The following is a 17,900-nucleotide window of genomic DNA, read 5'->3' on the forward strand; positions in this document are numbered from 1 at the left end:
GACCGCGGTCGCGGACGACCGGACTCCCCACACACCGCTCAGCATGCTCCGGTCGCCCCGCGGGTGCATCCTCCTGAGGGATGAAAAGCTGATGGCCACTCAGCGAGCGCTGCAGCCCTCGACCCGCACCGGGTCGGACTGGAGGCGCGGTTCCGGCCCGCACCGCGCCTCCAGGCCGTCACCCGGTCGCGTTCACCGCCCCAGCTGCGCGCGCAGGTAGGGCGCGGTCCGACTCGTGGCGGACGCCGCGACCGCGGCCGGTGTGCCGGCGGCGACCACCTGCCCGCCCGCGTCCCCGCCGGCGGGACCCATGTCGATGACGTGGTCGGCCGCCGCGACGACGTCCATGCTGTGTTCGACGACCACGACCGTGTTGCCGGCGTCCGTGAGCCGCGACAGCTGCTCGGACAGCAGCTCGACGTCGGCGGGGTGGAGGCCGGTGGTCGGCTCGTCGAGCAGGTAGAGCGTGTGGCCGGACCGGGCGCGCTGCAGTTCGGTGGCGAGCTTGATCCGCTGCGCTTCGCCGCCGGACAGCTCCGGGGCGGGCTGGCCGAGTCGGAGGTAGCCGAGACCGACCTGGCGCAGCGTCTCGAGCCCGCGCGCCGCGGCCGGGAGGCCGGCGAGGAACGGTGCCGCCTCGTCGACGGTCATGCCGAGCACGTCGGCGATGCTCGCGCCGTCCCACCGGACCTCGAGCGTCTCGGCGTTGTACCGGGCACCGTGGCACTCCGGGCACGGCGCCCAGCTGCCGGGCAGGAACAGCAGCTCGACGGAGACGGACCCCTCGCCCTGGCACACCTCGCACCGGCCGCCCGCGACGTTGAACGAGAACCGTCCGGCGCCCCAGCCGCGCTCCCGTGCCGCGTCGGTGGCGGCGAAGGCGTGGCGGACGGCGTCGAACAGGCCCGTGTAGGTGGCGAGGTTCGATCGGGGCGTGCGGCCGATCGGCTTCTGGTCGACCTGGACGACCCGGGTCACGAGCGGGTGCGAGGCGCCCTCGGTGGCCAGGACGCCACCGACGAGCGAGGACTTCCCCGAGCCGCTCACCCCCGTGACCGCGGTGAGGACCCCGAGCGGGACGTCGACGTCGAGACCGTGCAGGTTGTGCAGCGTCACGTCGCGGAGCGCCAGGGTGGCGACCGGGTCCCGCGGCGTGCGGGCGGCAGGTGGGCCGGCCGGGTGGAGGAACCGCCGCGTCACCGACCCCTCGACGTGCTGGAGGCCGTCGACGGGACCGCTGTACAGGACGGTGCCGCCACCGGAGCCCGCGCCCGGCCCGACGTCGACGATCCAGTCGGCCCGTCGGACGATGCTCATGTCGTGCTCGACCACGAAGACGCTGTTGCCGCCGGCGCGCAGGTCGTCGAGCACCTGCACGAGGGACTCGGCATCGGCGGGGTGCAGTCCGGCGCTCGGCTCGTCGAGGACGTACACGACACCGAACAACCCGGAGCGGAGCTGCGTCGCGATCCGGAGCCGCTGCGTCTCACCGGGGGAGAGCGTCGGCGTCGACCGGTCGAGCGCGAGGTACCCGAGCCCGAGGCCGAGGAGGACGTCGAGGCGCGTGACGAGGTCACCCGCGATCGCGACGGCCACCTCGGTGTGCTCGCCCGAGGACGCACGGGACGTCGCCGCCGAGGCGTCCGTGATCGCAGCGATCGGCCGGAGCACGTCGGCGAGCGCCGTGATCGGCAGCGCGTTGAGGTCGGCGATGCTGTGCCCGCCGACCGTCACGGCGAGGGCCGCCCGGGTGAGCCCGGTGCCGCCGCACAGGCCGCACGGTCCGGACTCGACGTACTGCAGGGCCTTGGTGCGCTGGGTCTCGCTCTGGGAGTCCGCGAGGGTGTGCAGCACGAACTGTCGGGCGCTCCAGAACCGACCGCGGTAGGGCTTGGCGACCCGGTCGCGCTTCGGGTGCACCTCGACCACCGGCTGCTCCTCGGTGAAGAGCAGCCAGTCGCGGTCGGCGCGGGGGAGGTCCCGCCACGGCCGGTCGATGTCGTAGCCGAGCACCGCCGTCACGTCGCGGAGGTTCTTGCCCTGCCAGGCACCGGGCCACGCGGTGATCGCGCCGTCGCGGATGCTGAGCGAGTCGTCGTGGACCGCGGACGCCTCGGTGACCTCGTGCGCGGTGCCGAGTCCGTGGCAGCGGGGGCAGGCCCCGGCGGCGGTGTTCGGCGAGAACGAGTCGGACTCGAGCCGGTCGGTTCCCGGCGGGTAGGTGCCGGCGCGGGAGAACAGCATGCGCATCGAGTTCGACAGGGTCGTCAGCGTGCCCACGGTGGAGCGGGCACTCGGGGCACCGCGGCGCTGCTGCAGGGCGACGGCCGGGGGGAGTCCCGTGATCGACTCCACGTGCGGGGTGGACCCCTGCGCGATGAGCCGCCGGGCGTACGGGGCGACGGACTCGAGGAACCGGCGCTGCGCCTCGGCGAACACGGTGCCGAACGCCAGGCTCGACTTGCCGGAGCCGGAGACGCCGGTGAAGGCGACGATGCGGTCGCGGGGGATGTCGACGTCCACGTCCTGCAGGTTGTGCTCGCGGGCGCCGCGGACGCGGATGAACTCGTCGGGGCGGGGGTCGGGCATCCTCACGATGCTAGGCCGAGGCGGCTGGGTGCTCGGGTGCTCGGGGGCTGGTGGTGGGCGGGGACCGTCCGGTGCTGGTGGTGGGCGGGGACCGTCCGGTGCTGGTGGTGGGCGGGGACCGTCCGGACGTCATCCCGACCGGCGTCGGTCAGCCGCCGCCAGCGCCCGGCGCATCCGCTCCGCGTCGCCGACCGCCCACCCGCCGGAACTCGCCAGCGGCAACTCCGTCATGTGCCGACGCAGGTGCTCCGGGTAGTCCCGCACGACCCGGTCGGGGTCGTCCCGCACCGTGGCGTACAGCGCGGGGCCGTCGGCGTAGAACAGGTCGGCGACGACCAGCCGGCCGTCCGAGCCGCGCATCACGTTCGCCGGGTTGTCGTCGAGCGGACCCCACCACGGCTGCTCCCGGGCACCACGCGCGTACACGGCGTCGATGTGCTCGGCGAGCGCCGCCACGTCCGGCTCGCGGGCACGGATCGACCGGTGGAAGGCCGCCCCCTCGGCCGCGGACACCGGCGCGAGGTACTCCATCACCGTGAGGTCGGACCCACCCTCGAGCACGCGGTGGTCGACCAGTACGGGGACCTGACGGGTGTGCGCCGCCACCCGGTAGAGCATCGCCGAGTACGGCCCGGCGGGGTCGAACGGGCTGACCCGCGCCGCGAGCCGACCGGAGGGAGAACGGAACGCGCACGCCCAGTCCCCGGTGCCGCACGGCGTCCACCCGAGGCCCTCGAGTGTCCGGACCACCTCGGTCCACGGCATCTCGGCGCTGAGGTGCTCGTCGTACGCGTCGTCGCTGTCCACCGCCCCATCCTGCACGACCCGCCCACGGGCTTCCGCGCGCGCCGACGGTCTGGGACGATCGACGCGACACGGACGACGGCGCCCGTGCACCATCCGCGAGGAGTCCACCATGACCGTCCGACTCAACCCGTACATCGGCCTCCGCGACCAGGCCCGTGACGCGCTCGACTTCTACCACGGCGTCTTCGGCGGCGAACTCACCGTCAACACCTTCGGCGAGGCCGGGATGGCACAGGACCCCGCCGACGCCGACAAGGTCATGCACGGCCAGCTCGAGGGCGAGAACGGTCTGCTGCTCATGGCCTCCGACGCACCGACCGGCATGGAGGGCCCCGACGTCAGCAACATCTCGGTGTCCCTCAGCGGTGACGACGAAGAAGCCCTCACGCGCTACTGGAACGGGCTCGCCGACGGGGCGAAGACGATCATCGAACCCCTCACGAAAGCCCCGTGGGGCGACACGTTCGGCATGGTCACCGACCGCTTCGGCGTGACCTGGCTCGTCAACATCAGCGGCGCGGCGGGCTGATCGCGTCCGCCGGTGCGCTCGCCGGGACCGGCCACCGGGGGACCCAGCACCGGACGCGTGCGGCGTAGCGCCGGAAGTCGTCTCCGAACCGGTGGTCGAGGTCGGCCTCCTCGAGCGGGCGGACGACGCAGTTCCAGACGATCGACCCGGCGAGCGCGTACACGACGACCATCCACGAGGTGAGCAGGAGTCCGACGGCGACGCCCTGGGCGATGCCGGCGAGCGCCATCGGGTTGCGCACCGAGCGGTACGGACCGGCGATCACGAGCCGGTTCGGCATCGCGGACGGCAGCGGGGTCCCAGCGCCCTGCGTCGACATCGCCGCTGCGGAGGCGATGCCGAGCGCACTCGCGGCGACGAGTGCAACGGCTCCGGTGACGACGGCGGTGGTCACGACGCCGTCGGGCAGCGTCGGGTGGAGCTGCCAGCGGTGCTCGGCGGCGGCGATGACGAGCGGCAGCACCACGAGGAAGAGCCCCCAGAAGACGGTGATCTGCAGGACGGTGCCGAGGACGTGGCGGCGGCGACCCGCGTCGGGGTCGGCGGTCCGGAACCGCAGCGGGCCGGTCGTCAGCCACTCGGTCGGGACCCGGCCGAGCACGACGAGCGCCAGGGCGAGGGTGGACCCGACGGTCGCGCCGATCATCACGAGCACACCGGCACCGGCCTCGGTCGTCGCGGTGGCCCAGACGGCCAGGGCGGCCAGGACCAGCGCGGTCCACCCGGTCGTGACCGCCGCGGCGGCGCGACTGCCGGCCGCCCCGAGCGCCGATGCCACGACGAAGAGCGGGACGTCGAACACCGCGACGACGACGGGGTCGAGCGAGCCGAGGGTCGCCGATCGGACCCCGGGGAGGGTGCACACCGCGATCCACCAGAGGGCCCCCGCGACCGACTGGACCGCGAAGTACCGTCGGCCCCAGGACATGCGAGCACGGTAGCAGTGCGGATCCCGGCAGCGGACACCGCAAGAATCGCGCAACGCCCCGGTCCGCGCGTTGTCGACCGTGGCCGGGGCGACCTAGCGTTCCGGACGTGTGCGAGGTCGCACACGTCCACTCCCCGAGACCAGGAGGCGGCATGGCCGCACGCACCGCATCTCCGTCGACGTTCGGCTCCCGACTGCGCGACGACGCGATCCACGCCCGTGAGTACACGCTGTTCACGCTGCTGCTCGGGTCGCCGTTCCTGCCGCGTGCGGTGCGCCGGTTGATCGCGTCCGCCGCGGGCGCCGAGCTCGCGTCGAGCCCCGGTCCGCTGTTCTCACTGACGGGGGACCCGAAGAACCTCGTGGTCGGCCGGGGCGTGTACTTCAACCGGAACGTCACGGTCGAGGCCGTCGCACCGGTCCGGATCGGCGACCGTACCGCGATCGGGATGCAGGTGCTCGTGATGACGAGCCACCACGAGATCGGCGACGACGGAGCGTGGAGCGAGACCGCCTCGGGCCGATCGGTCGACATCGGCGAGCGGGTCTGGATCGGTGGGCGTGCCGTCGTGCTGCCCGGGACGGTCATCGAGGACGACGTGGTGGTCGCGGCCGGGGCGGTCGTCCGGGGGCGGCTCACGTCCCACGGGGTCTACGCCGGGGTGCCGGCGCGGCGGATCCGTGAACTCGGCGTCCCGGGCGCCGCCCCCGCGCCTGCGGCCGCCGCGGCGGCGACGCCCGCGGCCCCGACCGCGAGCATCGCTCCGGCGGTCAGTCCTGCCGGTTGATCTGCCCCAGCCAGCGCCCGAACGACGGCTTGCGCTCGTCGTGCAGGACGGAAACCGTCGTCGCCGGCGTGCAGCTCCGCTGGACGTCGACGGCCGTGCTCTCGTGGAGGTCGTGGCTCATGGTGTGCTCCTTCGCGTTCGGTGGTGGATGAGACACCCGGGACGCCCGTTCCATTCCCGGGTGCGTGCAGCCCGTGGGCCGTGCCCGGTCACGGCGTCACCATGCCGCCGTTCACGTTGAGGGTCTCCCCGGCGACGTAGCTCGACTCGTGCGAGGCGAGGAACACGTAGGCGGGCGCGAGTTCGGCCGGCTGCGCGGCGCGGCCCATCGGCGACTCGCTCGACCCGAACTCGGGGAGCGACTCCGGGTCGACGCCGCCGCTCGGCTGCAGGACGGTCCAGGTGGGTCCGGGAGCCACGATGTTCACCCGGATCCCACGCTCGACGAGTGCCTGCGACAGCCCCTTCGAGAGGTTGTTGATCGCGCCCTTCGACGCCGCGTAGTCGAGCCGGTCCGGAGCGGGCTCGTACGCCTCCATCGACGCCGTCGTGGTGATCGTCGACCCCGGCTGGAGGTGAGGGAGCGCAGCGCGGACCAGGCGGAACAGCCCGAACACGTTGACGTCGAACGTCGCCTCGAACTGCTCGTCGGTGAGGTCCTCGACCTCGGGCTGCCAACGCTGCTTGCCGGCCACGCTCACGAGCGCGTCGAGGCCGCCGAGCCCCGCGACGGCCTGCTCCACCAGCGTGGTCGCGTAGGACCGGTCCCGCAGGTCACCTGGCACCGCGACGGCCGTCCGGCCCGCGGCGCGGATCTGCTCGATGACGTGGTCCGCGTCGGACTGCTCCTCCGGGAGGTACGCGAGCGCGACGTCCGCACCCTCGCGTGCGAACGCGATGGCGACGGCGCCACCGATACCGGAGTCCGCGCCGGTGATCAGCGCCTTCCGACCGGCGAGCCGGCCGGTTCCCCGGTAGGTCTCCTCACCGAGGTCCGGTACCGGCCGCATGCGGCTCTGGAGGCCCGGCTCGGCTTGCGTCTGCGGCTCCGGCTGGACGTCGGGGTAGCGGGTACGCGGGTCGGCTGGCTCGTACTGGTCGCGGGGCATGGTGCGGGTCCTCTCATCGGTTCCCCTCCACGAAACCGGACCCGCTCTGGACCGGTTCCCAGAAGTGCGGTGTTCGGTCGAGGCCATGAGCGACGACGAGCAGCAGACCCGGAAGGACTTCGACGAGGCGGTCAACATGACCGCGTCGGAACTCAGGAAGTGGCTCGACACCGACGAGTCGAAGCAGGTCGGACAGAAGCCCGCCGGCGGCGGCGAATCGACCGGGCACGAGAGCGGGCGGCACATCGTCCGGATTCTCGAGAAGAAGCAAGGCGACTACACGGACGCCGACTACGCCCACATGCGCAAGGTGGTCGGCTACGTCGCGCGACATGCCGAGCAACGTCCGAGCGGCGACGTGCACGGCACCCCGTGGCGGTACTCGCTGATGAACTGGGGCAATGACCCCGAGAAGGGCTGACTGTCTCGGCGTACGGTGTGCGCCATGCCGAACCAACTCAAGAAGCCGGACATGTACGAGGAGCTCCGCAAGGAGGGCAACTCGAAGGAGAAGGCCGCCCGCATCAGCAACGCCGCGGCGGCGCGGGGCGAGCACGCCGTGGCGAAGAAGGGCGGCGAGTCCGGGTCGTACGACGACTGGACCGTGGCGGACCTCAAGCGACGCGCGAAGGAGCTCGGCATCACCGGGTACTCGTCGAAGCGGAAGGCCGAGCTCGTCGAGGCGCTCCGGGAGCACTGACGGCATCTGGCACCATGGAGTCGTGAACGAGACGGGCATGCCGCGCTTCCGACGGATCTGGTCGACGGTGCAGGTGGGCGTGCTCGCCGTGGCCGTCGTGTTCTGCGTCGTGATGCTCGTGATCGGACAGGGCAAGCTCGACCGCGTGTACGCCGTGGCCGCGGTGTTCTTCGGCCTCGCCCTCATCGGGCACAGCACGTACCTGTGGCTGGTCGCGCGGAACGGCCGCGGCCGCCCCTGAGCCTCAGGCGTTCGCGAAGACGCGCACCCAGTCCACCGTCATCTGCTGCGGGAAGCGCGTCGACGCGTCGGGTGACCCGGGCCACGAGCCGCCGACGGCCACGTTGAGGACGACGAAGAACGGCTTGTCGAACACCCACGGATTCGCCCCGACGTCGGCGCGGGTCAGCGTCCGGTACGCCGTGCCGTCGACCGACCACGTGATCGAGTCCGGACGCCAGTCGACGCCGAACACGTGGAAGTCGTCGGCGAACGGAGCCCCCGTGGGGTTCGTGGACGCCGCCGAGATGCCCTGCGCGCCGGAGTACCCCGGGCCGTGCACCGTGCCGTGGACCACGGTCGGTTCGTACCCGACGTTCTCCATCACGTCGATCTCGCCGCAGGCCGGCCACCCGACCGACCCGATGTCCGCGCCGAGCATCCAGAACGCGGGCCAGATCCCCTGCCCCCGGGGGATCCGGATGCGCGCCTCGATCCGGCCGTACTGCGCCGTCGACGTGCCCTCGGTCTTCAGTCGTGCCGAGGTGAACGAACCGTCGGCCTCACGCCGGGCGGTGATCACGAGGTTGCCGGCACCGTCGAGCGCCGCGTTCCGCCGGGAGTCCGTGTAGGTCTGCAGTTCCCCGTTGCCCCACCCGCCCGCGCCGAGGTCGTACCGCCAGACCGCGCTGTTCGGTGCACTGCCTGCTGGCCCGTCGAACTCGTCCGCGGCGAGCAGGGTGCCCGCTGCCGCCACGGCCGGCGTGGAGCGGCTCGCGATGCTCGTGCCGACGATCGCGGCGGTGGTCCCGGCGATGCCGGCGGTCATGAACCGGCGACGGTCGATGCGGTCGTCCATGCGGTGCTCCTCGTGTATCGGTGTGGTCAGGGACGGTAGGCGATGCAGAGCACCGTGACGTCGTCGGGGTGCTCGCCGCGGTGGGCGAGTTCGGTGATCCCGTCGACGAGCTGCTGGGGGTGCGAGCGTTCGGCGACCCAGGCCTCGAAGCGGTCGAGCGCATCGAGGTCCCCGCCGAACAGGTCGAGCACACCGTCGCTGACGCTCACGACGACGTCGCCGGGCTCGAGGTCGGTCGTCTCGCTCGACCACGAGGTCCCGACGCCGATCGGCAGGTGCCCGGACCGCAGCGATCGGACGGCGCCGTCGGCACGCCGGAGCAGGCTCAACCCGTGGCCGGCGTCGACCCAGCGGGCATGGCCGTCGCGGTCGATCCGCACGTGGAAGCACGTCGTGAACTGTGCGCTCTCGACGTCGGACGTCCCGGTCGCCAGGCCGGCGGCCGCTCGACGGACCGCCGTGGCCGCGTCCGGTTCGTCGACGGTGCTGCGCACGAGGGACCGGACCGCGGCGGCGATCATGCCCGCGCCGACACCCTTGCCCATCACGTCGCCGAGCGTGAAGGCCGCGCCGTCCGGTGTCGGGAACCAGTCGTAGAAGTCACCGCCGACGGTCCGCGCCGGGATGCACACCCCGAGTGCGTGGAGTTCCGGCGGGAGTCCCTCCGTGGACGCGGGCAGCAGGGACTGCTGGACGAGGGCGGCCCGGTCGATCTCACCCTCGGCCAAGCGACGACGACGTTGCGCGGTGCTCAGCCGGACGTCCGCCTGCCGGGCGAGCTCGTTGGTCACCGCCGCCGTCGCGCCGTACACGACGACCGCGAAGGCGAGCCGGACGAGTTCGCTCGGACGCGGTTCGGTGGGCTCCAGCACGTACGGCAACAGCAGCGTGGCGCAGGTCCCGAGCAGCGGGTACAGCACGTGACGCCGACCCGGGCTCGCCGCCATCCAGATCACCGGCAGGACGACGACGGCGAGGAACACCGAACGGGTGTCGCCCGTCCCGTACCGGAGCAGCCCGATCGCGATGAAGTCGATCGCCGGGACGACCAGCTCGGCGCGGGCGGCGCCCGGCCAGCGCGCCATCACAGCTGCCACCAGCAGCCCGCCGAGGGCCAGTGCCACGCCGGTCCACATCCGCGGCGCGTCGGTGACCGGGAGCCAGGGGGTGAGCGTGCTGGTCACCGCGGCGGCGACCACGAGGGCGGCGACGACGGACTGCTTCGCCAGGGGCGCCCACGAGGCGCGGATCCCGACGAGCACGATGGGCCCGGTGTCCTCCCGTGCGGTCACGGTCCAGGTCCTGGGGGTCGCGGTCGAGCCGGCCGTGCTGGTCATCGGGTCGAGTCAAGCCGTTCCGGCCCGACAGGGCAAGCCCGTGCGCGGGTCACCCGAAGCGGACCGCGAGCGGCACGAGCAGCCCCGCGACCCAGACGAGCACCATCACGAGGGCGCCGATCGCGATGAACCGTCGGCGGCGTCGGAGCCTCGGGCTCGGTTCGTCGCCCCACATCTGTGCGCGGACGAGGACCCGGTTCGCCTGCTCGACGACCTTGCGCACCTCGGGGTCGTCGAGTTCCAACACGCCGTCGCGGGCGTGCTGGGCGATGACGGTCGCCTCGTCGACGGTGAGGTCGTCCTTGCGCATGGGCCCATCGTGGCAGGCGGCCCGCGTCAGCGCACCCCGTCGCGCGTCACGGCCACCCGGAGCGGCAGGCCCGCGGCGAGCGCCTCGACACGCGGATCGCGCAGGGCACGCCCTCCGACCGTCGGCAGGTCGAGGTAGCCACGGCTGACCGTGTGCCGGAGCGCACCGGTCGGCACGGGTCCGTCGCCGGTGCGCATACGCCACGCCTGCGGTCGGCGGCGCAGGAGGTCGGCGTCGGAGGAGGTTTCAGGGTCGGCGACGAGGCGCGCCCAGACCTCGTCCTCGGTGCTCCGGGCGAGGTCGGTCGGCGACAGCGCACCGCGGTCCAGCAGCCGCCCGACGAGGTCGCGGAGCACGGTCACCGGCACGAGGTTCGCCGCGGAGCGCTGCGCGAGTGCCTCGCGGACGGCCAGGTCGGCCAGCTCGAGGGCGTCGTCCGGATCCGCGTCGACCGTCCCGCCGACGAGCCGCAGGCGACCGAGCAGCACGTGCGGCGGCGTCTGCGTCCGTCCGTGCGCCTGGCCGCTCCGGAGGAACGAGTCCAGGTGGTCGAGCTTCAGTCCGCCCGGGACCGACGTCAGCACCGACGGCACGCGGCCCTCGTCGACCGCGATGACCTGGTCGGCGTCGATGCCCGGGACCTCGTCCGCGAGGTGCCGGATCGCGGTTCGTCCGAGGGAGTGGTGCTCGAGGCCGCCCAGGCCCTCCAAGGTGTGGCTGAACGGCAGGTGCCCGACGTCGTGCAGGAGTGCGGTCGTGCGGGCGAGGTGGTCGTCCGGGGCGAAGGCGGTGACGAGCGCGAGCACCCCGAGGGAGTGTTCGAGCCGCGAGTACGACTGGGTCGTCGTGAGCGCGGCACCGCCGGCGTGGGCGACGAACGCGAGCCGCCGCACCGTCCACGTCTCGAGCAGTCGTCGTTCGAGCGGGGTGAGCCGCACCTCCACCCGCCAGAGCGGATCGAACCAGACCCCGTCGATCCCGAGCGTGTCCACCGCGTCCCCGTGCACCGTTCCCCCTCGTCGCCTGCCCCTCGACGCTACCGGACCCGCCGTGCAGCACGCGCCCTGTGCGGGGACGGAGCCGCCACCGCGTACCAAGGACCCATGGCACATCGGTTCCGCGGGAAGATCGTCGTCGTCACCGGAGCATCGAGCGGGATCGGCAGGGCCGCCGCGCACGAGTTCGCACGGCAGGGCGCGACGCTCGTGCTGGCCGCCCGCAGCCACGACTCGCTCGAGGCCGCCGCCGCCGAGTGCCGGGCGCTCGGGGCCGAGGCAGTCGCGATCCCCACGGACGTCGCCGACGAGCACGCCGTCCGCGACCTCGTCGCGACCACCACGACCCGCTTCGGACGGATCGACGTCTTCGTGGGGAACGCCGCCCTGTTCGTCTACGGCCTCTTCGAGCAGACCCCGACCGAGGCCTTCAAGCGCGTCGTCGACACGAACCTGTACGGCCACCTGCACGCGATCACCGCCCTGCTCCCGCACTGGAAGCAGCGGGGCGAGGGCACCTACGTCCTCGTCGGCTCGATCCAGTCGCTGCTGTCCGCGCCGTACCAGTCCGCCTACGTGACGAGCAAGCACGCGGCCCTCGGCCTGGTCGACGTCCTCGGCGACGAGTTCGCCGGCACGGGCATCCGCTTCGCCGCGCTCCTGCCGTCGACCATCGACACGCCGATCTACCAGAACGGCGCCAACTACACCGGCAAGACCTCGCACCCGCTGCCGCCGACGGTGTCCGTCGAGCGTGCCGGCCGCGCGGTCGTCCGGACGGCACTGCACCCCAAGCGCTACCGGTTCGTCGGCCGGATCCAGGCGTCGCTCGTGCCGCTGCAGTACGTCTTCCCCGGGCTGTTCCACAAGATCACCAAGCCGATGGTGCAGACGTTCGCGCTCCGCGGCAGGGGAGCGCCGACCGACGGCAACCTCTGGACCCCGGCCGACGCCGGCAACGCGACGAACGGCGGCTGGGTCGCGAAGCGCCGCCGCGTGACCCGGCCGCTGGCCTGGGCGGGCGCGGCTGCGGTCGTGGGCGCCGTGCTGCTCGGGCGCTCCCGCCGGTGACCGGAGCGGCCGTGTCCGACCGCTAGCCTGCTGCTCGCGAGCGCGTCGGGTGCTCGCGGATCGGGGGACCGCATGGCCGACGCAGGACCGGCGACACGGGTCGAGGTCGACACCGAGGACGCTGCCCGGGCACGTGCACGGTTGCACCGCGCGGGCTCGAAGGCGGGCAGCGGACCCTGGACCACCGTGCTCGTCACCGCGTGGATCGTGCTCGTCGTCGCCTTCGTCGCGATCTCGGTGTTCGAGAACGCCTTCCGGTACCGGGTGGTCGGCGCCTCGTTCCTCATCGCATCGGCGTGGACACTCCCGCCGCTGCTCGTCCTGCACGGCACCCACGCCGCTGTCGTCCGTCCCGGCGGTCCGCGCGCCCGCCGTCGTGACGCCCCCTTCGACCGCGCCGCGGCCCGTGTGGTCGCCGAATCGCGTGCGGCGGGGTTCCCGGACCTCGACGTCGCAGCCGTGGTGCGGATGCTCCGATCGGCGGACAACGGCCCCGACCCGGGCACCGGCGAGCGTGGGATGCCCGACTGGCCGCTCCTCCGCTGGGAACTGCCGCTCGCGCCGCGACAGCCCGGTCGGTTCGTCGTCGCCGAGCGCAGGAGCGGACCCGAGCGTGGGAGCGGACCCGAGCGCACCGTGCTGACGCTGGTCGAGCATCCGACCGAGCCCCCAGTTCCCCGGACGGCGCCGTCGGTGGCGGAGCACCTCGGCACGATCGTCCTCGGGGCGTACCGACCTGACGCGCCGGCCCGGTTCACCGCCTCGCGCATCGGCGGTGCCCCCGCGGTGCCCGAGGGATGGGAGTGGCCGCTGTGCGCCCACCACGACGAACCGATGCAGTTCACCGCCCAGATCGAACACCGGGAGACGCTCGTCAGCGTGTTCGTGTGTCAGTTCGACCCGGGGACGTGTCCCTCGTGGGAGCCCGACAGCGGCGCGAACGCGGCGTTCGTGTTCTCCCTCCGAGGGCTGCACCTCGCGGCCGGACCCGTCTCACCGCACGGCGATCCCGACGACCCGGAGCCGGCGTCCCCACCGCTCCTCGCCGACGCGATGCTCCTCCGGCACGTGCCGGTGCCGATGGTCCACGACGACGAGGACCCCGACCGAGTGCTCGCGGCCGCGGCCGCCGAGGGGGTCCTCGTCGCGGGCCAGTACGGCGGCGTGCCGGAGTGGATCCAGGACGACGAGACCCCCGCGGGCACCGAGTTCGTCGCGTCGATCGAGCCGGGTCCGCTCGGGTTCGACTTCGGCGACGCCGGCCGGGCGTACGTCTTCAGCGACGGCGCGCGGGCGTCGGTGCTCTGGCAGACCTCCTGAGCTCCGACGTCCCTCTCGGGGAGACGCGACCGCCTGCGGGCCTGGAGGCGCGGGTCGGGCCCGCACCGCGCCTCCAGGCCGCACCGTGCGAGCGTCCGCACACCGAGACAGGCCGTGCGGGCCGCACCGAGCGCGGAACCTCGCACGCTGCGACCGCTAGAAGAGCGTCGCGCTCGCCCGGCGCGCGCCCTCGCCGAGGGACTCGAGCTTCGCGGCGGCGATCTGCGGGTGGATGCGGCCGCCGAGGCCGCAGTCGGTGCCGGCGATGACGCGCTCCCGGCCGACGACCGAGGCGAACCGCTCGATGCGCTGCGCGACGAGGTCCGGGTGCTCGACGACGTTCGTGGCGTGGCCGACCACGCCGGGCACGATGACCTTGCCGTCCGGCAGCGCGACGTCCTGCCAGACGGTCCACTCGTGCTCGTGGCGGGCGTTCGCCGCCTCGAACGAGTACGCGCCGGCGTCGATGTCGAGCATGAGGTCGACGATGTGGCGGAGCTCGATGTCGGTCGTGTGCGGGCCGTGCCACGAGCCCCAGCAGAGGTGGAAGCGCACCCGCGAGGTGTCGAGGCCGCGCAGCGCGTGGTTGAGCGCCTCGACGCGGATGCGGGTGAAGGCGCGGTAGTCCTCGATGCTCGGCTCCGGGTTGATCTGGTCCCAGTTCTCGGCGATCGAGGGGTCGTCGATCTGCAGGACGAGGCCGGCGTCGAGGATGATCCGGTACTCCTCGCGCAGGGCGTCGGCCCAGGCCCAGATGTGCTCCTCGTCGGTGGCGTAGTACTCGTTCGCGACCCGGGCGGCGGACCCGGGGGAGAGCGCCGTGATGAAGCCGTTCGCGGCGCCGGCCGCCTCGACGGCGTGCCGGAGGTTGGCGGCGTCCGTCCGGGCTGCCTCGTGCCCGGTGTACGCGATCGGGCCGGTCGTCGTCGGGAACGCGGTGGCGTTCTTGCCCGTGCCGATGCCCGAGCCCGGGTCGGTGTAGGCCTCGCGGAAGATCGTCCAGTCGCGGCGGTCCGGGAAGCTCGTGAGCCGGACGTGTCCGGGCTCGGAGCGGACCGGCTCCTGCGTGAAGATGTCCTCCTCGGTCAGGCTGAGGCCGCTGACGCGCTGGAACGAGTACCCCCACCAGGCGCCGTAGTCGACGCTGTTCGACATCGCCTTGCCGAACTCGCCGTCGCCGGGCTGCGTGATGCCGAGGGCGGTCTGGCGGGCGACGACGTCGTCGACCGCGGCGCTCGTGAGCGCACGGACCTCGTCGGTGGTCTCCAGCGTGAAGCCGTCGGCGGCGAGGGGCCGGGCGGCGTTCGCGGCGATGAGCTCCGGCGTGCGGGGCAACGAGCCGGCGGTGGTGGCCTGGACGTGGTCGGTGTTCTCGAAGGACATGCTGCCCAATCTGGCACGGGGGCCCCGGGAGCGGTCCGACTCGGGAGAATGGGACACCGTGCCCCGTCCCACCACCCGCATCCCGCTCAACACCCTCGCCGTCCCGTTCGGCCTCGCCGGCTTCGCCGAGACCTGGTCCTACGCCGCCCCCGTCCTCGACCTGCCGGCCGTCCTCCCGCAGGTCTTCTGGGGCATCGCCGCCGTCGCCTGGACCTGGCTGCTCGCCGCGCACGCCGTCCGCGGGGTCCGGGTGCGGGCGCACGACCGGCTCGTCGACCAGCTGCGGCACCCCGCGCAGGGTCCCCTCGCGGCCCTGGTCCCGGCGACCACGATGCTGCTCGGGGTGGACCTCGCGCACGGCTGGCCGGACGGCGGGAGGGTGCTCGTGCTCGTCGCCGTGGCGGTCGCCGCCGGGTTCGCCGCCTGGCTCCTCGCGACGTGGTTCGAGGGCCGGCTCGCCCTCGAGTCCGTGCACGGCGGCTACCTCCTGCCGACCGTCGCAGCGGCGCTCGTCGGCTCGGTCGCCACGCACGAGGTCGGGCTCACCTGGCTCTCCTGGGCCTGCTTCGGCGTCGGCGTGTTCTTCTGGGTCGTGATGACCGGGCTGCTGCTCATCCGGCTGTCCTTCCGCCCCGCGCTGCCCGCACCGCTCGTGCCGACGATGGCGATCCTCGTCGCACCGCCGTCGGTCGCCACGGTCGCGGTGTTCGCGCTGACGGACGACGTGCTCACGGTCCCGGTGCAGGCGATCACCGGGCTCGGCGTGCTGCTCGTCGCGGTGCAGGTCGCCCTGCTGCCGCGGTACGTGCGGCTGCCCTTCTCGCTCGGGTTCTGGTCGTTCGTGTTCCCGGCGGCGGCGGTCGCGACGGCCGCGATCGAGTGGCTGCGGGTGCTCGACGTCCGGTGGGCGTGGATCCCCACCGCGGGGGTGCTCGCCCTGCTCTCGGTGCTCGTCGCGGTCGTCGGGTCGCGGTCGATCGCGTTGGCCGTGCGGCACCTGCTGCCCCAGGCGGAGGGTGTCCTGCAGGCCGCCGACGACGAGGACGCCGAGCCGGGCCCCGTGACGGGCGCGACCCGGACGGTCTGAAGGTGACCACGGCTCGGGAGGCGGGGGGGGGGGGCGGCGCCCCCCCCCCCCCCCCCCCCCGGGGGGCCCCCCCCCCCCCGGGGCGGGGGGGGGGGGGGGGAACGGGGGGGCCCGCCCCCCGGCCGGGGCCCGGGGGGGGGGCCCCCCCGGGGGGGGGGGGGGGGCCCCCGGGGGGGGGGGGGGGGGGGGGGCCCCCCCCCCCCCCCCCGCCTCCCGAGCCGGTCGCGCGCACCGCGTGACGTCCGGAGACGACGCGCGTCGCCACCCGGCCGTGACACGACGTACCGTCGTGGCATGACCACGACGACGCCGACCGCAGCCGACTTCCGCTCCGAGTGGGCCGTGTGGCACGACGCCCACGAGGCGGCCCGGGCGAGTGCGCACGGCTTCCTCGCGATCACGAGCATCCGGTGGCTGACGGGCACGCCGGAGCGCTTCGACGACGCGCCCGGGGCGTGGTCGACCTCGGAGGCGGGACCGGTCGTGACCCTCGACGACGGCGAGTCCATCGAGGTCGACGGCGTCGCGGTGACGGGCACGCACCGGTTCGGTCCGCTCCCCGAGCGGTCGAGCACGACCATCGCGTGGCAGGACGGCGACGAGCGGGTCGTCATCGAGGTCGCCCGGCGTGGCGGCAGTGACGTCCTCCGACCGCGGCACCCCTCGAACCCGACGCGGACCGGGTACACCGGGACACCGTCGTACTCGCCGGACCCGTCGTTCGCGGTCGCGGCGCACTTCGAGCCGTTCGACGCGCCGCGCTCGGTGACCGTCGGGTCGGTCGTCGACGGGCTGCAGCACGTGTACGAGGCGCCGGGCGTGCTGACGTTCGACCTCGACGGGCCGCGGTCGCTCCTGGCGTTCAACGGGTACGGCGACGGGCTCCTGGTGCTGTTCACCGACCGGACGAGCGGCGTGACGACGTACGCGGCCAACCGGAGCCTGGACGTCCCGGCGCCGGACGCGTCGGGCGCCACGACGATCGACTTCAACCGGGCGACGAACCTGCCGTGCGCGTACACGCCGCACGCGACGTGCCCGCTGCCGCCCGCGGAGAACCGGCTCGACGTCGCGGTGGAGGCGGGGGAGCAGCTGCCGGCGTGACGCGCGGGCGCGGCGCGGCGGCGCGGACTCAGTACGACATTGCCGATGTCGTACGACGTCGGTGGTGTCGTTGATTGCGTGCGCGGGGTGTTGCGCACGCCAGGTTGCGACGAGCCCGCTGTCGTACGACATCGACGTTGTCGTTCGGGGTCGGCACGCGCACGGCGGCCGCGGCACACGAAACACCCGCGCGCGACGCCCGGCTCAGGGCACCTCGACGCGGGCCCAACCACTCGTCGCCCGCCATGCGCCCGGATCGAACGAGAACACGCTGCCCATCCCCGGCTGGTCGAGCGCACGGGTGACCGGCACACCCCGCAGGTCGGCGAGCAGCAGCGCCCCGACCGCACCGTGCGACACGATCGTGACGTCGCCGGCGTCGGTCAGCGCCCGCACGGCACGGACGATGCGGTCCCGAGCGTCGACGGCGCGCTCCCACCCGCGCACCGAGTCCTCCGGCGTGGCGAAGAACGCGTCGACGACCCCGTCGAACTCCGCGGGCGGCAGGTAGCCCGTCGCGCTCCGGTCGATCTCGCCGAGCGCGGGGTCCGTCGAGGGCACGAGCCCCACGGCCTCCGCGAGGATCGCTGCCGTGTCGACCGCCTTCTGCTCGGTGCTCGACACGATCCGCTGGACCCCGGGGCCCCAGGCGACGGCCGCGGCTCCGGCAGCGCGGGCACGCCCGTCGGGGGAGAGCCCCCACGACTCGATCGGCCGCGCGGGGTCGACGACCACCTCGGCGTGGGTCAGGAAGAACGAGGGCAC

20 protein-coding genes are annotated in these 17,900 nt (G+C 73.6%); 9 read left to right on the top strand and 11 right to left on the bottom strand.

Going from position 1 to position 17,900, the window contains the following annotated elements:
* Window positions 1–192: 192 nt before the first annotated feature.
* Together J2X60_RS06705 and J2X60_RS06710 are read right to left on the bottom strand one after the other, a co-directional pair.
* Window positions 193–2,589, bottom strand: a complete 2,397-nt coding sequence (locus J2X60_RS06705) for an excinuclease ABC subunit UvrA (RefSeq protein ID WP_309886875.1) — start codon at window positions 2,587–2,589, stop codon at window positions 193–195.
* A gap of 129 nt (window positions 2,590–2,718) precedes the next feature.
* Entirely contained in the window at window positions 2,719–3,396 is a 678-nt protein-coding gene (locus tag J2X60_RS06710; RefSeq protein WP_309886876.1) for a hypothetical protein, read from the bottom strand.
* A 109-nt stretch (window positions 3,397–3,505) separates the two neighbouring features.
* Here J2X60_RS06710 and J2X60_RS06715 point away from each other — a divergent pair, with 109 nt between their 5' ends.
* Window positions 3,506–3,925, top strand: a complete 420-nt coding sequence (locus tag J2X60_RS06715; RefSeq protein ID WP_092387519.1) for a VOC family protein — start codon at window positions 3,506–3,508, stop codon at window positions 3,923–3,925.
* Here the strand turns inward: J2X60_RS06715 and J2X60_RS06720 are convergent.
* On the bottom strand, window positions 3,906–4,853 hold the full coding sequence (locus tag J2X60_RS06720) for a methyltransferase (RefSeq protein ID WP_309886877.1): 948 nt from the start codon (window positions 4,851–4,853) through the stop codon (window positions 3,906–3,908). The genes J2X60_RS06715 and J2X60_RS06720 overlap by 20 nt on opposite strands.
* Before the next feature lie 152 nt (window positions 4,854–5,005).
* On the opposite strand from J2X60_RS06720, the gene J2X60_RS06725 reads away from it, so the two are divergent.
* A complete protein-coding gene (locus J2X60_RS06725; RefSeq protein ID WP_309886878.1) occupies window positions 5,006–5,641 on the top strand; it encodes a DapH/DapD/GlmU-related protein in 636 nt (211 codons plus the stop codon).
* On the opposite strand, the gene J2X60_RS06730 is transcribed toward J2X60_RS06725, so the two are convergent.
* Both J2X60_RS06730 and J2X60_RS06735 read right to left on the bottom strand, forming a co-directional pair.
* Entirely contained in the window at window positions 5,625–5,762 is a 138-nt protein-coding gene (locus J2X60_RS06730; protein ID WP_156794898.1) for a hypothetical protein, read from the bottom strand. The genes J2X60_RS06725 and J2X60_RS06730 overlap by 17 nt on opposite strands.
* Window positions 5,763–5,850: 88 nt before the next feature.
* Window positions 5,851–6,750: an SDR family oxidoreductase gene (locus tag J2X60_RS06735; protein WP_309886879.1), complete on the bottom strand. Its 900-nt coding sequence runs from the start codon at window positions 6,748–6,750 to the stop codon at window positions 5,851–5,853.
* A gap of 85 nt (window positions 6,751–6,835) precedes the next feature.
* Between J2X60_RS06735 and J2X60_RS06740 the strand changes: the two genes are divergently transcribed.
* Genes J2X60_RS06740 through J2X60_RS06750 form a run of 3 tightly spaced genes read left to right on the top strand, consistent with a single transcriptional unit; the run spans window position 6,836 to window position 7,691 of the window.
* Window positions 6,836–7,171, top strand: a complete 336-nt coding sequence (locus J2X60_RS06740; RefSeq protein ID WP_309779375.1) for a DUF3140 domain-containing protein — start codon at window positions 6,836–6,838, stop codon at window positions 7,169–7,171.
* Between the two features lie 24 nt (window positions 7,172–7,195).
* Entirely contained in the window at window positions 7,196–7,450 is a 255-nt protein-coding gene (locus J2X60_RS06745; protein WP_071294860.1) for a Rho termination factor N-terminal domain-containing protein, read from the top strand.
* Window positions 7,451–7,472: 22 nt separating this feature from the next.
* Window positions 7,473–7,691, top strand: a complete 219-nt coding sequence (locus J2X60_RS06750) for a hypothetical protein (RefSeq protein WP_071294861.1) — start codon at window positions 7,473–7,475, stop codon at window positions 7,689–7,691.
* Window positions 7,692–7,694: 3 nt separating this feature from the next.
* Here the strand turns inward: J2X60_RS06750 and J2X60_RS06755 are convergent, their stop codons facing one another.
* Genes J2X60_RS06755 through J2X60_RS06770 form a run of 4 tightly spaced genes read right to left on the bottom strand, consistent with a single transcriptional unit; the run spans window position 7,695 to window position 11,182 of the window.
* Window positions 7,695–8,528, bottom strand: coding sequence for a family 16 glycosylhydrolase (locus J2X60_RS06755; protein ID WP_217637343.1), 834 nt, complete (start codon window positions 8,526–8,528; stop codon window positions 7,695–7,697).
* A 26-nt stretch (window positions 8,529–8,554) separates the two neighbouring features.
* Window positions 8,555–9,865 (bottom strand): PP2C family protein-serine/threonine phosphatase, encoded by a 1,311-nt coding sequence (locus J2X60_RS06760; RefSeq protein WP_309886880.1) that lies wholly within the window; start codon window positions 9,863–9,865, stop codon window positions 8,555–8,557.
* Between the two features lie 49 nt (window positions 9,866–9,914).
* Window positions 9,915–10,175: a hypothetical protein gene (locus J2X60_RS06765; protein WP_071301920.1), complete on the bottom strand. Its 261-nt coding sequence runs from the start codon at window positions 10,173–10,175 to the stop codon at window positions 9,915–9,917.
* A gap of 26 nt (window positions 10,176–10,201) precedes the next feature.
* Window positions 10,202–11,182 carry an HD domain-containing protein gene (locus tag J2X60_RS06770; protein ID WP_309779381.1) on the bottom strand — a complete coding sequence of 327 codons (981 nt, stop codon included), beginning with the start codon at window positions 11,180–11,182 and terminating at the stop codon, window positions 10,202–10,204.
* Window positions 11,183–11,278: 96 nt separating this feature from the next.
* Here J2X60_RS06770 and J2X60_RS06775 point away from each other — a divergent pair, with 96 nt between their 5' ends.
* Window positions 11,279–12,241: an SDR family NAD(P)-dependent oxidoreductase gene (locus J2X60_RS06775; protein WP_309886881.1), complete on the top strand. Its 963-nt coding sequence runs from the start codon at window positions 11,279–11,281 to the stop codon at window positions 12,239–12,241.
* Window positions 12,242–12,313: 72 nt separating this feature from the next.
* Window positions 12,314–13,561: a hypothetical protein gene (locus J2X60_RS06780; RefSeq protein ID WP_309886882.1), complete on the top strand. Its 1,248-nt coding sequence runs from the start codon at window positions 12,314–12,316 to the stop codon at window positions 13,559–13,561.
* A 156-nt stretch (window positions 13,562–13,717) separates the two neighbouring features.
* Here the strand turns inward: J2X60_RS06780 and J2X60_RS06785 are convergent, their stop codons facing one another.
* Window positions 13,718–14,944: a cobalamin-independent methionine synthase II family protein gene (locus J2X60_RS06785; RefSeq protein ID WP_229085342.1), complete on the bottom strand. Its 1,227-nt coding sequence runs from the start codon at window positions 14,942–14,944 to the stop codon at window positions 13,718–13,720.
* Window positions 14,945–15,002: 58 nt separating this feature from the next.
* Between J2X60_RS06785 and J2X60_RS06790 the strand changes: the two genes are divergently transcribed.
* Together J2X60_RS06790 and J2X60_RS06795 are read left to right on the top strand one after the other, a co-directional pair.
* The gene (locus tag J2X60_RS06790) at window positions 15,003–16,031 is read left to right on the top strand and encodes a transporter (RefSeq protein WP_309886883.1); all 1,029 of its coding nucleotides are present in this window, start codon (window positions 15,003–15,005) and stop codon (window positions 16,029–16,031) included.
* 294 nt (window positions 16,032–16,325) lie between these two features.
* Window positions 16,326–17,135, top strand: a complete 810-nt coding sequence (locus tag J2X60_RS06795; protein WP_309886884.1) for a DUF1684 domain-containing protein — start codon at window positions 16,326–16,328, stop codon at window positions 17,133–17,135.
* Window positions 17,136–17,339: 204 nt separating this feature from the next.
* Here J2X60_RS06795 and J2X60_RS06800 read toward each other — a convergent pair whose 3' ends face one another.
* Window positions 17,340–17,900, bottom strand: coding sequence for a histidine phosphatase family protein (locus J2X60_RS06800; RefSeq protein ID WP_309886885.1), 561 nt, complete (start codon window positions 17,898–17,900; stop codon window positions 17,340–17,342).

It is taken from the genome of Curtobacterium sp. 320, assembly GCF_031455235.1.
In the GTDB taxonomy this organism is placed as follows: domain Bacteria; phylum Actinomycetota; class Actinomycetes; order Actinomycetales; family Microbacteriaceae; genus Curtobacterium.

Coding starts and splice junctions, on each gene's coding strand:
- J2X60_RS06765 (WP_071301920.1), bottom strand. CDS start 10,175: ATGCGCAAGGACGACCTCACCGTCGACGAGGCGACCGTCATCGCCCAG.
- J2X60_RS06745 (WP_071294860.1), top strand. CDS start 7,196: ATGCCGAACCAACTCAAGAAGCCGGACATGTACGAGGAGCTCCGCAAG.
- J2X60_RS06795 (WP_309886884.1), top strand. CDS start 16,326: ATGACCACGACGACGCCGACCGCAGCCGACTTCCGCTCCGAGTGGGCC.
- J2X60_RS06715 (WP_092387519.1), top strand. CDS start 3,506: ATGACCGTCCGACTCAACCCGTACATCGGCCTCCGCGACCAGGCCCGT.
- J2X60_RS06705 (WP_309886875.1), bottom strand. CDS start 2,589: ATGCCCGACCCCCGCCCCGACGAGTTCATCCGCGTCCGCGGCGCCCGC.
- J2X60_RS06760 (WP_309886880.1), bottom strand. CDS start 9,865: ATGACCAGCACGGCCGGCTCGACCGCGACCCCCAGGACCTGGACCGTG.
- J2X60_RS06775 (WP_309886881.1), top strand. CDS start 11,279: ATGGCACATCGGTTCCGCGGGAAGATCGTCGTCGTCACCGGAGCATCG.
- J2X60_RS06785 (WP_229085342.1), bottom strand. CDS start 14,944: ATGTCCTTCGAGAACACCGACCACGTCCAGGCCACCACCGCCGGCTCG.
- J2X60_RS06780 (WP_309886882.1), top strand. CDS start 12,314: ATGGCCGACGCAGGACCGGCGACACGGGTCGAGGTCGACACCGAGGAC.
- J2X60_RS06755 (WP_217637343.1), bottom strand. CDS start 8,528: ATGGACGACCGCATCGACCGTCGCCGGTTCATGACCGCCGGCATCGCC.
- J2X60_RS06740 (WP_309779375.1), top strand. CDS start 6,836: ATGAGCGACGACGAGCAGCAGACCCGGAAGGACTTCGACGAGGCGGTC.
- J2X60_RS06730 (WP_156794898.1), bottom strand. CDS start 5,762: ATGAGCCACGACCTCCACGAGAGCACGGCCGTCGACGTCCAGCGGAGC.
- J2X60_RS06720 (WP_309886877.1), bottom strand. CDS start 4,853: ATGTCCTGGGGCCGACGGTACTTCGCGGTCCAGTCGGTCGCGGGGGCC.
- J2X60_RS06735 (WP_309886879.1), bottom strand. CDS start 6,750: ATGCCCCGCGACCAGTACGAGCCAGCCGACCCGCGTACCCGCTACCCC.
- J2X60_RS06725 (WP_309886878.1), top strand. CDS start 5,006: ATGGCCGCACGCACCGCATCTCCGTCGACGTTCGGCTCCCGACTGCGC.